The sequence below is a fragment of the Shewanella sp. Pdp11 genome (assembly GCF_002838165.1).
Lineage (GTDB): Bacteria > Pseudomonadota > Gammaproteobacteria > Enterobacterales > Shewanellaceae > Shewanella > Shewanella hafniensis.
Genome location: NZ_CP015194.1, coordinates 4431457 through 4444358, shown reverse-complemented (window position 1 = coordinate 4444358; position 12902 = coordinate 4431457). Strand labels below are relative to the sequence as shown.

The window sequence follows — 12902 nt, the reverse complement described above, 5'->3', positions numbered from 1 at the left end:
TTAAATCAATTCTGTTCAGAGCAAACGGTCATTATTCATGGACGATATAACCCTCAGGAAACCCATTTTGCTTGACGTTATTGAGCAGCTTGTCGGCTAACTCAGGCTGACCTATGGGGCCGAGCTGTAGTCTAAACATATTGTTTGCCGCTTGTACACGGGTCTTGACCTGATATTTCTGTTCAAGATTCTTCGCCATGGCATTAAGTTTGGCTCTATCTTTGGAGGCCACTAACTGAATGTAATGATTACCCGTATCTTGAGCGCTGGCTACGGCCGAATTAGTGGCCGCAACACTGCCAATATAAACCACATCCAGTTTGATCCGCGCCGTACCTTTGCCGAGCATGCCGAGTTTATAGGCGGCGGCGTAGGAGACATCGAGAATGCGATCTGAGTGGAATGGCCCACGGTCGTTGATGCGAATGATCACTTGCTTATTGTTCTCTAAGTTAGTGATCTGAGCGTAACTCGGCAGTGGCAGTGTCTTATGGGCGCCAGACATAGAATACATGTCATAGGGCTCGCCATTAGAGGTCTCGTAGCCATGGAATTTTTCACCATACCAAGAGGCGCGGCCAGTTTCACTAAAGCCTTGGCCCGTGTTCATCACAGTATAGGACTCACCGTAAACCGTATAAGGTTTGTTGCCACGGCGGCTATAGGGCTCGTATTTAGGCGTCGCGTTCGGCACATTATCCACATTCGGTGGATTCAGTGGCAGCTTGTCATTTTTCAGCGAATAACGGCCCTTGTTCGGGTCCATATTTTTCTTGCTGGCGTTGTTTGGGCTCGAAGAACACGCCGCAAGGGCGAAGCACATAACTAAGGCGGCAAGCTGTAAAAGATTATTTTTTAGAGGCATGCTGTTCTTTTAATTGTTGGCTAAATTGATAAACGGCCATTGAATACAAAGGGCTACGATTATAGCGAGTGATCACATAAAAGTTATTTAAGCCAAGCCAGTAGTCACTGTGATCGGCTTGTTCTAGCTCAATCAATAAGGCTTTTTGCGAAACATCTAAGTCCCGCGCATCGGCGAGGGCTAAGGTCGGCGTTAAAATATCTGCAACTTTATAGTTCAGCTTTTCACCTGCCCAGACTTTCGCTTTAGGTGCTGCTTTGCTGTTATTGACTAACGGTAAAGCGACCGGCGCATTGGCTTGCCAACCGTGTTCATGGAAATAATTGGCCACACTGCCGATAGCATCCTCTGGACTTTGTAATAGATCGCGATTGCCACTGCCATCGAAATCAACCGCGTAATGGCGGTAACTTGAGGGAATAAACTGCCCATAACCCATAGCACCCGCGTAGGAGCCCTTGAGGGTATCGATATCTAAATGTTCTTCTTTCACTAACTTCATCAGCTCGCCAAATTCCTTACGGAAAAAGGTGGCGCGCGGCGGATAGTGAAAACCTAAGGTATAGAGGGCATCAATCACAGGATAATTGCCCGTGTATTGGCCGTAGAAGGTTTCAATGCCGATGATGGCGACAATAATCTGTGGATCAACTTGGTACTTGGCCGCCGCTTTGGCGATGGTTTTCTCGTGTTTTTTCCAAAAGGCAAGACCAGCGTCGAGGCGTTTCTCGGTTAAGAAGATGGGATAATACACATGCCAAGGTTTTGCTTCCCATGGGCGGGTCATTGCATCGATAACCCCTTGGTTGTATGTTGCTTTATCAAGAAAAGCGAGCACTTCTGCCCGAGTAAAACCTTGTTTTACTTGAGTTTGGATAAACTCTTCTTTGAGTTCAGCGGGAATTGTGGGCGCGATTTCAGCGGCCGGCGCCACTGGCGTGCTTGGAGCGGGTGCCTGCATGGGTGTCGGTTCGTTCGCCGTGGTACAGGCGACTAAACATGAGCTTAAACACAGTAAGCCGAGTGGAGCTAAAAAAGCTCGGAGAGTAGGCATGAAAAGTCCCTAAAAATTATCTATCTACAAAACGTCTATGGGTATGAATGCTCATAAGAATGCCAAACCCTGTCATCAATGTCAGCATGGAGGTTCCACCGTAACTGACAAGGGGCAGTGGTACACCTACCACGGGCAGGATACCTGAAACCATGCCAATATTCACAAAAACATAAACGAAAAAGGTCAGCGTGATACTACCTGCGAGTAGTCGAGCGAAACTGGTTTGGGCGCGCGAAGCGATGACTAAGCCGCGGCCAATAATATAAAGGTACATAATTAACAGTAAGATACTGCCAATTAAGCCAAATTCTTCACCGATCACTGCAAAGATAAAATCGGTATGGCGCTCGGGGATAAATTCAAGTTGCGATTGAGTACCGTCGAGCCAGCCTTTGCCCCAAAGTCCGCCGGAGCCAATCGCGATTTTCGACTGAATAATGTGATAACCCGCCCCCAATGGATCTTGCTCAGGATCGAGTAAGGTTAATACCCGCGTTCTTTGGTAATCGTGCATCAAGAAATACCAAAGAATAGGTAGGAAGGCGAGTACTGCCGCGATAAAACCGCCGACAATGATCCAACTCATGCCCGATAAAAACAACACGAAAATCCCCGATGCGGCCACCAGAATCGAGGTACCGAGGTCGGGTTGTTTCGCGATAAGCAGAGTCGGCACCAGTAAGATTACAGCTGCACCAGCAAGATAGCGTTTCTTCGGTGGCAGAGGGAACTTACTGATATACCAAGCCATTGTGATGGGGAAGGCAAGCTTAATCAGTTCTGAGGGTTGAAACTCCATAAAGCCTAAGTTCAACCAGCGTTGTGCGCCTTTGTTAATTTCACCGAAAAAATGTACCCCGAGCAGCAAGACAATCCCTGCCAGATAAATGGGTAGGGCCCAGCGTTTAAGCGCCTCAGGATTGATCTGAGCCATAGTGAACATAATGCCGAGCGACAACACCATACGGAATAGCTGCCGCTCCATCATCTCTAAATCTTCGCCGCTGGCAGAATAGATGACGAACAGGCCAAAGCCCATGACAGCCAATAGGCCGAGCAATAATGGCAAGTCTATGTGCAAGCGTTGCCAGATGTTTTGATATTGGCTATGGCTACTCATGGCTGCGGTTTCCAAGTATCTCTAAGCATATATTCATCGAGCATGGCGCGGGCGACTGGGCCAGCATTTGCGCCACCCCATCCTGCGTTTTCCATCACGACAGCGAGGACGATTTTAGGATCTTCGAAGGGCGCATAGGCCACAACTAAGGCATTATCGCGGAAATGTTCGGCAATTTTATTTGCATCATATTTGGTATTTTCGGCCACGCCAATGACCTGCGCCGTACCGGTTTTCATTGCGGCGGTGTAAGTGGCATCAGTGAAACGTGACTTATGTGCCGTCTGGCGCATCGCTTCGTTAATGATATTCCAGTTACGGGGGTTTTTAAGTTCGATTGGTGGTAACTCATTAATCGGAGAGTCAATTTTGGCAGTATTGTCTTTAATCGATCTCAGCAGATGCGGCGGGAAACGACGGCCCTTATTCGCCATAATGCCTACTGCATTCGCCAATTGTAATGGGGTTGCCGTCCAATAACCTTGGCCGATGCCGACGGAAATGGTGTCACCTATGTACCAAGCTTGATTGTATTTCAAGCGTTTCCATTCTTTGGATGGCATGTTGCCAGCCGATTCTTCAAAGATATCGATACCAGTATTTTGACCAAAACCAAATTGTTCCATAAAGCGGGCAATATGGTCGACACCGACTTTATAGGCGAGTTCGTAGAAGAAGGTATCACAGGATTCAGTAATGGCACTGTAGACGTTAACCCAGCCGTGTCCCCAGCGTTTCCAGTCGCGGTACTTACGTTCAACACCAGGAATCTGCCAAAAACCAGGGTCCCATACGCGGGTGCTCTCGGTAATGACTTTTTCATCAAGCCCTAAAAGTCCGAGATGTGGCTTGATGGTTGATGCTGGCGCATATTGGCCTTGGGTTGCACGGTTGATCAAAGGTCGTGATTTATCATTGAGCAAGGCGCTGTAATCTTTGTTATTAATCCCTTGAACAAATTGGTTTGGATCATAGCTTGGACTCGAGACCATAGCTAAAACCCCACCATCACGGGGATCGATTGCGACAATAGAACCACGCAAACCTGTGAGTAGCTCAACCGCTTTTTGTTGCAGCTTGAGATCTAAGGTCAGGTAAATATCTTGTCCCGGCTCTGGCGGTACTATTTTTAAGGTACGAATTGCGCGGCCGCGGTTGTTCACTTCTTCTTCTAAGTGACCCGGTTTGCCATGCAGTAGGGATTCATAAAACTTTTCAATGCCTTGCTTACCAATGTCCTTGGTGGCCGCATAGTTTTTCCACAGATCGCTGCGCTCTAACTGGGCTCTGTCTCGGGTGTTAATCTTGCCAACATAACCCAGCACATGGGTGATTTGCGCGCCGTAGGGATAATTACGCTTCAGACCCGCTTCGACGGAAATGCCTGGGAATTTGTGTTGGTTAACACTGAAAATCGCCACTTGCTCTTCGGTGAGCTGGTTTTTGAGCGTCAGTGGTTTGAAGCGGCGATGAAATTTCAGCGCTTCGGTAAAGGTTTCGCGTTCATCTTCACTGATCTCAATTAACTTGCCGAGCTCATCTAAGGTCTCTGACATGTTACTGATTTTTTCAGGAACCAGATCGAGGGAATAGAAGGGTAAGTTTTCGGCTAACAGCACGCCGTTACGATCGTAAATGAGGCCGCGACTAGGAGCAATGGGAACAACACGAATGCGATTATCATTAGAGCGAGTTGCATAATCCTTATAGGATTCAACCTGTAAATGATAAAGGTTGGTGACTAATACGCTTAATAGGGCGAAAACGCAAAAAAAAGTGAATAGCGCTCGGCGCTTAAAAAGAGACGCCTCGGCGGCGTGATCATGCATTGTTATCCGCTTTTTTGGCGACACTTATGCTATCTCCGGCTGATCCCATGACGGGTGGTTGACACTCGTTAACATCAAGATCCCGCTATTCTCTATGGTAGGGGTGATTCGTGTTCACGCTCCACGCGCGGTACAAACTTTCGGCGACTACAACCCTAACTAAGGGATGAGGTAAGGTTAATGCCGATAGGCACCAACTTTGGTTTGCCGCTTCTTTGCAAGCTGGCGCTAATCCTTCAGGTCCGCCAATCAGTAAACTGACGTCGCGACCATCGAGTTGCCATTTAGTCAACGCGGTTGCAAGCTCGGGGGTCGTCCAGTTTTTTCCGGGGAGATCTAAGCTAACAATATGATTGCCTTTGGGAATGGCCGCCAACATTTGTTCGCCTTCTTTTTGAAGGATCCGGACAATGTCGGCATTTTTCCCCCGCTTTCCAGCGGGTATTTCGATAAGCTCCAGCGCCATATCACGGGGAAAACGGCGCTGGTATTCTTCGAAACCACGGGTAACCCAATCGGGCATCCGTGTTCCTACTGCGATGAGCTGTAACTTCATCAGTCTTGCTTTTCTGACCAGAGCTTTTCAAGCTGGTAGAAATCACGGGTTTGATCTTGCATAACGTGCAGGATCACATCGCCCATGTCCACAAGAACCCATTCGCTGCTTTCACGGCCTTCAACACCTAAAGGTGGAATACCGGCTTGCTTCGCTTCAACCACAAGGTTTTCAGCGATAGCTTTAACGTGAGTCTTTGATGTACCTGAACATATGACCATGTAGTCAGTGATGTTAGATTGCTTGCTGACATCCAGAACAACAACGTCTCTGGCTTTTAAGTCGTCGATCTTGTCGACAACAAACTGTTTTAATTCCGCGCTCTGCACGCTGGCGTACCTCATTAATTTTAAATAGCGCGGTAGTATACCAGTGTTGCTTGCCGGAATACATTGCCATTGGCAGTTGAGTGGGCGATATCTGCTTACGTTTCGAGCTAAGGTAAGTAAAGTCGTTGATTTTGGATGTAATCTAGCGTGACGGGCATGAGTAAATCGGCGGGGATTTCGCCTTTTGCCAGTTGCTCACGAATGTGCGTCGAGGAAATATCCTGTGGCGTAATTGTCACAGGGAAAATCTGCCCACCATTTCTATGGGCGGGGTTAGCAGCATGCTCTGCGAGTGCTTGACTGCGGGCCGTTAATATTTGCTGCATAGGATGCTCGGCATCGAGCTGCCAACCCGGACGCTGGCAGATAACGAGGTGGGCAAAGTCGAACAAGCGTTGCCACTCATGCCAGCTTTGTAATTGGATGAAAGAGTCCATCCCCATGATAAAAAACAGTTCATCTTCAGGATGTAAGCTTTTCAGTTGCTCAAGGGTGATAACTGTGTAGGAAGGCGTGTCGCGTTTTGCCTCGATATCGCATAGCTCAAAGCCATCCAGTTGCGAGCAGACATCGGCAACCATCTTGAGCCGCTGCGCTGTGGTTAAATTGGGCTGCTGCTTATGGGGCGGAATATGGTTCGGCATCAGCAGGATTTTATCCAAGGCTAATGCGTGTTTCACTTCTATCGCCGGACGGATATGACCATAGTGTATCGGGTCGAAGGTGCCGCCTAAAATGCCAATGCGCATATCAACTCTTTGGTTAACTTATGATTAGTCTATGGCTATATGTGCCAGATGCCGATGGGCTCTAGGATCAAATAACAGACACAGGTGGCTCAGCCCAGTCCAATCCTCTTTACCCTGCTGCTTTAAATTGAGCTCAAGCTTCGAAGCGAGGGCGAGCATATGTTCGAGTTGTTCAAGGCTGAGTCGTTGCAGCGCCGCTTGATACAGTGGCTTACGCTTATCCCAAATACGATGCTTACCCCAGAGTGCACTCAGCGCAACGCCTTGGGCTTGCTCGCATTTTAAATTGAATAACAAGCTGAGCTCTTTAAACAAGGCCCACAGCAAGATAGGTAAGGCTGTGCCTTCGCCATTGAGCTGGGCCAGCATGTGCTGCGCGCTATCCTGTTTATTATTCAGTAATGCATCCGTGAGTTGAAATACAGTGAAGCGCGATTGATCTTCAAAATAGTGGCTCAGTTCATCGGCACTGACGGGATTTGCTGGGCTCAGGAGTTGCAGTAACTGCATGGCTTGATCGGCAGCCAGTAAATTGCCTTCATACAGAGAATGCAGCATAGCACGCGCATCCGGCTGCAGATTGAGCTTAAAGTGCTTGATGCGGGCATCGAGCCAGCGCATAAATTGCTCGCCCTCTGGCGTGGCGCAGGGCAGATACATGCCATGGGCATCTAAGGTCTTAAACCATTTACTGTTTGTTTGCTCTGTGGCGAGCTTTGGCCCTTCGATAATCAACAGCATATCGGGATTGGGCGTCTGCAATAGGGCTTGCAGTGTGCTAGAACCTTCGGCGCCGGGCTTAGCGTGGGGAAGCGTTAGCTCAATTAAGCGTTTACTGGAAAACAGACTCATGGCCTGCCATTCCTGAGTCAGGTCGTTCCAATTAAAGCCCGTCTCTTGAATGAGTTGGACTTTTTCATCGAATCCCTGACGCTTGGCGAATTGGCGGATCTGATCTTTGGTGGTTTCAATCAACCAAGGATCATCACCAAAAATCAGATAACAAGGAAATAATTGGTTAAGGTGGCGGGAGAGTTGATCGGGATAGACTCTCATTTAGTCGATTATCCGCATTTAGTAGATTATCCGCATTGAATTGATGGCCCGCATTAATTCACCTCAGTACTGGCCATCGCTTGCAGAATACGATCCGCAGCTTGGATACGCATTTCCTTCGTCAGCAATTCCATTTCACGACTCTTTGCCAATGCGGTACGGGGATCGTCTAAGTAGTCACGGCGAATTTCAACCTTGAAAGGCTGCGCTTCTTTGCCCGGCAATGCCACAGCAAATTCGACTAAATAAATCAGCTCATACTCGGCAACGTTACCCGTGGGATACAAAGATAAGGTCGAGCGTTCAAGGGAGTCGGTGATTAACCTTAATACTGGAACGTCATCGGCGGCGTCGACAACTTGGATATTGTTCAAGCGCAGGCGCTCTCGTACTAAACGGGTGAGTTCGCTGTATTCATCCGCGCTGCTCAAACTCAAATGATTGAGGACATCGGGGATTTGATAACTGCGTTGAAGCTTAAAACCGCAACCGGCGCTAGTCATAATCACTAGTGCCATGATTGCGAAGCATATGCGTTTGATTAGCATAGATTTCGCGGTTTCCTATTCGTGGTATACCCTGCAGGCTTGAAGTTGCAGCTATGCTGCAACTTCATTGGCTTTGAGTATAGCGAGTTATTAGCAGCCGTTAATTGGCCACTATGCTGAGCAGTTTGCCCGGCACATAGATCACTTTACGTACTGTCAGGCCGTCTAGGTATTTGATCACGTGTTCATCACTCATGCCTAAGGCTTCTACTGATTCTTTATCAGCGTCGGCGGCTACTGTGATTTTTGCGCGAACTTTACCGTTAACTTGCACAACGATGAGCTTGCTGTCTTCAACTAGCGCAGCTTCATCAACGACTGGCCATTGGCTGTCTTCGATGTTGCTTGCATTACCTAACTCGTTCCACAGGTTAAAGCTCACATGCGGAATGATAGGGTACAGCAAACGTACGATGGCCGATAAGGCTTCGCCAATAATGGCGTTGTCTTGACCTGTGGTTTGTGGTGCTTTTTGCAGATGGTTCATCAGTTCCATCACGGCGGCAACCGCAGTGTTGAACATCTGACGGCGGCCGATATCGTCGGTCACTTTCGCGATCGTCTTGTGGACTTCACGGCGCAGCGCTTTTTGGTCGCTTGTTAACTTGCTGACATCTAAGGCTTCGCTGTTATCTTGGGCGATATACTCGCTTGCCAGTTTCCACAGACGTTTAATGAAGCGGTGTGCGCCTTCAACGCCAGACTCTTGCCATTCCAGAGTTAATTCTGGTGGTGAGGCGAACATCATAAATAGGCGAACGGTATCGGCGCCGTATTTTTCGACCATAACTTGAGGATCGATACCGTTGTTTTTCGACTTAGACATCTTGCTCATACCGGTATAAACCAGCTCATTGCCGTCTTTGTCGATAGCCTTAGTAATGCGGCCCTTGTCGTCTTTTTCTGTGGTCGCTACATCTAACGGCGACACCCATACACGGGCGCCTTTTTCGTTGATGTAGTAGAAAGCATCGGCCAACACCATGCCTTGGGTCAGCAATTGTTTGGCTGGCTCGTTAGAGTTAACCAGACCCGCATCCCGCAGCAACTTGTGGAAGAAGCGGAAATATAACAAATGCATACAAGCGTGTTCGATACCGCCAATGTATTGATCCACAGGCAGCCAGTAGTTGGCTTTAGCCGGATCTAACATTTCGTCTGCATGCGGGCTACAGTAACGGGCGTAATACCAAGACGATTCCATAAAGGTATCGAAGGTATCGGTTTCGCGCAGCGCATCTTGACCGTTGACTTGGGTTTTAGCCCATTCTTTATCGGCCTTGATTGGGCTTTGAATCCCGTCCATCACCACATCTTCTGGCAGTAATACTGGCAGTTGATCTGCTGGCGTTGGGATCACAGTGCCATCGGCTAAGGTCACCATAGGAATAGGTGCGCCCCAGTAACGCTGACGTGAAACACCCCAATCGCGCAGACGATAGTTGACTTGGCGCTTGCCTTTACCTTCGGCGACTAACTTGTTAGCGATGGCATTAAAGCCCGCTTCAAAGTCTAAACCGTCGAACTCTCCCGAGTTAAACAGTACGCCTTTTTCGGTATAAGCGGCTTCGCTGATATCAACGTCGCCATCAACGGGCTTGATCACAGCTTCAATCGCCAGACCATATTTTTTCGCAAATTCGAAGTCACGTTGATCGTGGCCTGGAACTGACATTACGGCACCTGTGCCATAGTTCATCAACACAAAGTTAGCTGCCCAAATCGGCACTTGCTTACCAGTGATAGGATGAATGGCGAAAAGCCCTGTAGCGACACCGCGTTTTTCCATGGTCGCGAGTTCGGCTTCTGATGTTGTGCTATTTTTGCACTCATCGATAAAGGCGGCAAGCTCAGGATTAGTTTGCGCGGCGATTTCAGCTAATGGATGACCTGCGGCAATCGCCACATAGGTCACGCCCATTAAGGTATCTGGACGTGTGGTATAGATATCGAAGCTTTTATCGTGGCCTGCGACACCGAAGGTCATTTCTACGCCTTCGCTGCGACCAATCCAGTTGCGTTGCATGGTTTTGACCTGTTCAGGCCAGCCATCTAAGGTGTCGATATCGTTTAACAATTCTTCTGCATAGGCAGTGATCTTAATGAACCACTGTGGAATTTCTTTTTGTTCCACAGGGGTATCACAGCGCCAGCAGCAACCGTCTTGAACTTGCTCGTTCGCCAGTACGGTTTCATCGTTTGGACACCAGTTGACTGAAGCTGTCTTTTTGTAGACTAGGCCTTTCTCGTACAACTTAGTGAAGAACCATTGTTCCCAGCGATAATATTCAGGGGTACAAGTGGCAATTTCACGGCTCCAATCGTAACCAAAACCCAGTAGTTTCAGCTGGTTCTTCATGTACTCTATGTTTTCATAGGTCCATGGCGCAGGCGCTGTTTTGTTATTAATCGCGGCATTTTCTGCAGGCAGACCAAATGAGTCCCAACCTATGGGTTGCAGCACGTTTTTGCCCTGGAGACGTTGAAAGCGTGCAACCACATCACCTATGGTATAGTTGCGTACGTGTCCCATGTGGAGTCTGCCCGAAGGATACGGAAACATCGAAAGGCAATAAAACTTTTCTTTGTTTGCATCTTCAGTGACTTCAAAGGTTTTGTTGTCATGCCAGTGCTTTTGCACTAAGGCTTCAATTTCTGAGGGATTATATTGCTCTTGCATCACTCTATTTCCGGCAGTGCCGCCTATTATTTGATCTAACGCCATATCAGCGCGAGTAAGATCTGCATAGAATAAACTAGAAGCGATGCATTAAAAAGGTTCGTATGAAGGAGTATTGATTATGAATGATAGAAGTAACGTGTTACTAGGACTGTATCAAGCCTTAATTGCCGAAGTTAAATCTCAATTTTCAGAAGATAACACGCTGACTGCAAAGAATTTATTTAAATCTGTCACTCAAGGAAAGGAGTTTTTACGCCTTAAACAACAGGCAGGAGAAGATGAACTCGCTTTAGTCGAACAATTCCTAAAGCGTGATATAGCGAGTTTTCTGCGTGAACAAAATGCAGATAGTCTGAGTCATAGCCCCACAGTGATTACTTTGGAGAATACACTTTGGCATTGGCTGAGTGAAATCACCGACCGCAGCCAAGTTGAATGGCATGAGCTAGCGCAAGATTTTAAGCATCATGGTTACTATCAAAGTGGTGACATAGTGAATCAGGGCATCATGGTATGCACTAACTGTGGCAATGAAATGAGTATTGAATTTCCGGGACCTATACCCGACTGCCCAGAGTGTGATCACGAAGAATTTACCCGCGAGCCGCTAACGCCTTAACGATCCTATTCCATTAAAACGACGCTTCTGCGTCGTTTTTTTTGCTTAATTAAACCGAAATCACCGCTATCTCGGTTAATCAGCCAATATCAACTGTTCGTACGACAGTAACTGAGGATTTGGCCATCGAAAGGCGCCAATAAGAATTCAGTGTGAATGGGTTTATGTTGTGTATGCTCGTAACCTAATGTCACCATGCGTTTACTGAATTTGGCATGATTACCACGGCCGGGATCGACTAAGACTACATCGCAAACTGGTTTAGCATGCTGTTCTATAAATTGTGATAACAGATCGGCATGCTCTTGTTCGTACAAGGGATCGCTACCAATGATCAGATCAAATAAGCCTAAATTAGTTTCTGCATCTGCCCAGCCAGTGCGCACAAACGGGATCGCCCGGCCATGATTCAAATCGACATTTTGCTTAAGGAAATTCCCTGATTCTGGGTGATAGTCGGTTGCTGTGATATCGGCGTGCCTATGGTTAAGCACTAGACTCGCGAGCCCAATACCGCAGCCCACCTCAAGAATCCGCTTATTGTCAATCTTGTAGTCTGCCATGTGGTGCGACAGCACTTGGCTCGATGGTCAGATTATGCCAAATAATGGCCAAGTTGCGGATGAAATACCGAGCTTTTCGGCTTCGCCATCGATGTCTTCAAATTCCTGATTGTCTCTTAGGGTTCTGACATGAATATCGAGATCGCCAAACTCGTGGGTTTGGTAGCGCACGCGAAGCAGTGCCATAGAGTTGCCTTGATGTGTACCTTAGTTAAGGAACGAGGTAATGGTACCAATCTATTAGCTATGCAGACACAGTAACAGTAACAGTAACAGTAACAGTAACAGTAACAGCAACAGTAACTATGATTGGTATAAGGCCACGTCTAATCGTTCACCTTAACGTGTAACGCATAAGGGACCTAATCTATTCGCAGATAATTGTGGGATAACACAGGTTAACTGAGTGTCAGCCTAACAACCTTGGGAGTTGATATCATATTGCGGCGCAGTGCTGGCGTCGCTAGCTTGGGTGTAGCGGAAATAACATTGATCGTCATTCACTAAGGTGTCACCGTTAAGATCATATCCTATGTAAGTGATATCAACACCTTGATATTGAATGATGAGCTTTTCATCTGAAGTGATCCATTTTTCCACGTCGGTATTATCGAGATAACCCCATTTTAATCTGGTATCTGGCGTGCCATCGCCATTGAGGTCGATATCAATAATATCATCGCGGCCTGCAACGGCTTGGCTTCGCAGGCTGGGCATTTGGGTTTTTGAGTAGGCCAGCGTGTTGGCTGTTTTTACGCTGGCCTGTAATTGGCTCAAGGTTTGTACCCGAGCTTCTTTACTCAAACCGATAAATTTAGGCGCGGCAATGACGGCCAAGATCCCAAGCACAATAATGACCAAAACCAGTTCAATCAAGGTAAAGCCAGCCGTATCTTGTTTATTGATTGGGTAATGCATGGTCTCGATC

General features: G+C 47.6%; 12 protein-coding genes and 1 pseudogene. 1 reads left to right on the top strand and 12 read right to left on the bottom strand.

Translation table 11 applies throughout. The annotated features are described in order from the left end of the window. Nucleotides 1-31: 31 nt before the first annotated feature. The 10 genes from AYJ58_RS19585 to leuS form a co-directional block, all read right to left on the bottom strand. Nucleotides 32-865 (bottom strand): septal ring lytic transglycosylase RlpA family protein, encoded by an 834-nt coding sequence (locus AYJ58_RS19585; protein ID WP_106651375.1) that lies wholly within the window; start codon nucleotides 863-865, stop codon nucleotides 32-34. After that, nucleotides 849-1919, bottom strand: coding sequence for a lytic murein transglycosylase B (mltB, locus tag AYJ58_RS19580; protein WP_106651374.1), 1071 nt, complete (start codon nucleotides 1917-1919; stop codon nucleotides 849-851). Before mltB ends, AYJ58_RS19585 begins: the two co-directional genes overlap by 17 nt. A 16-nt stretch (nucleotides 1920-1935) precedes the next feature. Next, nucleotides 1936-3042 (bottom strand): rod shape-determining protein RodA, encoded by a 1107-nt coding sequence (gene rodA, locus AYJ58_RS19575; protein ID WP_106651373.1) that lies wholly within the window; start codon nucleotides 3040-3042, stop codon nucleotides 1936-1938. Continuing rightward, nucleotides 3039-4895 carry a penicillin-binding protein 2 gene (mrdA, locus tag AYJ58_RS19570; RefSeq protein WP_106651372.1) on the bottom strand — a complete coding sequence of 619 codons (1857 nt, stop codon included), beginning with the start codon at nucleotides 4893-4895 and terminating at the stop codon, nucleotides 3039-3041. The genes rodA and mrdA overlap by 4 nt, the downstream gene beginning before the upstream one ends. A gap of 61 nt (nucleotides 4896-4956) precedes the next feature. Further along, the gene (gene rlmH / locus AYJ58_RS19565) at nucleotides 4957-5427 is read right to left on the bottom strand and encodes a 23S rRNA (pseudouridine(1915)-N(3))-methyltransferase RlmH (RefSeq protein ID WP_006082752.1); all 471 of its coding nucleotides are present in this window, start codon (nucleotides 5425-5427) and stop codon (nucleotides 4957-4959) included. Next, nucleotides 5427-5756 carry a ribosome silencing factor gene (gene rsfS, locus AYJ58_RS19560; protein ID WP_106651371.1) on the bottom strand — a complete coding sequence of 110 codons (330 nt, stop codon included), beginning with the start codon at nucleotides 5754-5756 and terminating at the stop codon, nucleotides 5427-5429. Before rsfS ends, rlmH begins: the two co-directional genes overlap by 1 nt. 107 nt (nucleotides 5757-5863) lie before the next feature. After that, entirely contained in the window at nucleotides 5864-6505 is a 642-nt protein-coding gene (gene nadD, locus AYJ58_RS19555) for a nicotinate-nucleotide adenylyltransferase (RefSeq protein ID WP_106651370.1), read from the bottom strand. Nucleotides 6506-6529: 24 nt separating this feature from the next. After that, on the bottom strand, nucleotides 6530-7561 hold the full coding sequence (gene holA / locus AYJ58_RS19550; protein WP_106651369.1) for a DNA polymerase III subunit delta: 1032 nt from the start codon (nucleotides 7559-7561) through the stop codon (nucleotides 6530-6532). Nucleotides 7562-7614: 53 nt separating this feature from the next. Continuing rightward, on the bottom strand, nucleotides 7615-8109 hold the full coding sequence (locus AYJ58_RS19545; protein WP_006086960.1) for an LPS-assembly lipoprotein LptE: 495 nt from the start codon (nucleotides 8107-8109) through the stop codon (nucleotides 7615-7617). Between the two features lie 100 nt (nucleotides 8110-8209). Then, nucleotides 8210-10789 carry a leucine--tRNA ligase gene (gene leuS, locus AYJ58_RS19540; protein WP_106651368.1) on the bottom strand — a complete coding sequence of 860 codons (2580 nt, stop codon included), beginning with the start codon at nucleotides 10787-10789 and terminating at the stop codon, nucleotides 8210-8212. A gap of 121 nt (nucleotides 10790-10910) precedes the next feature. Between leuS and AYJ58_RS19535 the strand changes: the two genes are divergently transcribed. After that, nucleotides 10911-11411, top strand: a complete 501-nt coding sequence (locus tag AYJ58_RS19535; protein ID WP_106651367.1) for a zinc ribbon-containing protein — start codon at nucleotides 10911-10913, stop codon at nucleotides 11409-11411. Between the two features lie 89 nt (nucleotides 11412-11500). Here the strand turns inward: AYJ58_RS19535 and AYJ58_RS19530 are convergent. Both AYJ58_RS19530 and AYJ58_RS19525 read right to left on the bottom strand, forming a co-directional pair. Continuing rightward, nucleotides 11501-12160: pseudogene (locus tag AYJ58_RS19530) on the bottom strand (class I SAM-dependent methyltransferase). 228 nt (nucleotides 12161-12388) lie between these two features. Then, nucleotides 12389-12892, bottom strand: a complete 504-nt coding sequence (locus tag AYJ58_RS19525; RefSeq protein WP_198555526.1) for a pilus assembly FimT family protein — start codon at nucleotides 12890-12892, stop codon at nucleotides 12389-12391. Nucleotides 12893-12902: the final 10 nt, after the last annotated feature.

Excerpts from the sequence above, each read along its gene's own strand:
- mltB (WP_106651374.1), bottom strand. The coding sequence starts at position 1,919 with ATGCCTACTCTCCGAGCTTTTTTAGCTCCACTCGGCTTACTGTGTTTA.
- leuS (WP_106651368.1), bottom strand. The coding sequence starts at position 10,789 with ATGCAAGAGCAATATAATCCCTCAGAAATTGAAGCCTTAGTGCAAAAG.
- AYJ58_RS19525 (WP_198555526.1), bottom strand. The coding sequence starts at position 12,892 with ATGCATTACCCAATCAATAAACAAGATACGGCTGGCTTTACCTTGATT.
- rodA (WP_106651373.1), bottom strand. The coding sequence starts at position 3,042 with ATGAGTAGCCATAGCCAATATCAAAACATCTGGCAACGCTTGCACATA.
- AYJ58_RS19585 (WP_106651375.1), bottom strand. The coding sequence starts at position 865 with ATGCCTCTAAAAAATAATCTTTTACAGCTTGCCGCCTTAGTTATGTGC.
- nadD (WP_106651370.1), bottom strand. The coding sequence starts at position 6,505 with ATGCGCATTGGCATTTTAGGCGGCACCTTCGACCCGATACACTATGGT.
- holA (WP_106651369.1), bottom strand. The coding sequence starts at position 7,561 with ATGAGAGTCTATCCCGATCAACTCTCCCGCCACCTTAACCAATTATTT.
- AYJ58_RS19535 (WP_106651367.1), top strand. The coding sequence starts at position 10,911 with ATGAATGATAGAAGTAACGTGTTACTAGGACTGTATCAAGCCTTAATT.
- rlmH (WP_006082752.1), bottom strand. The coding sequence starts at position 5,427 with ATGAAGTTACAGCTCATCGCAGTAGGAACACGGATGCCCGATTGGGTT.
- AYJ58_RS19545 (WP_006086960.1), bottom strand. The coding sequence starts at position 8,109 with ATGCTAATCAAACGCATATGCTTCGCAATCATGGCACTAGTGATTATG.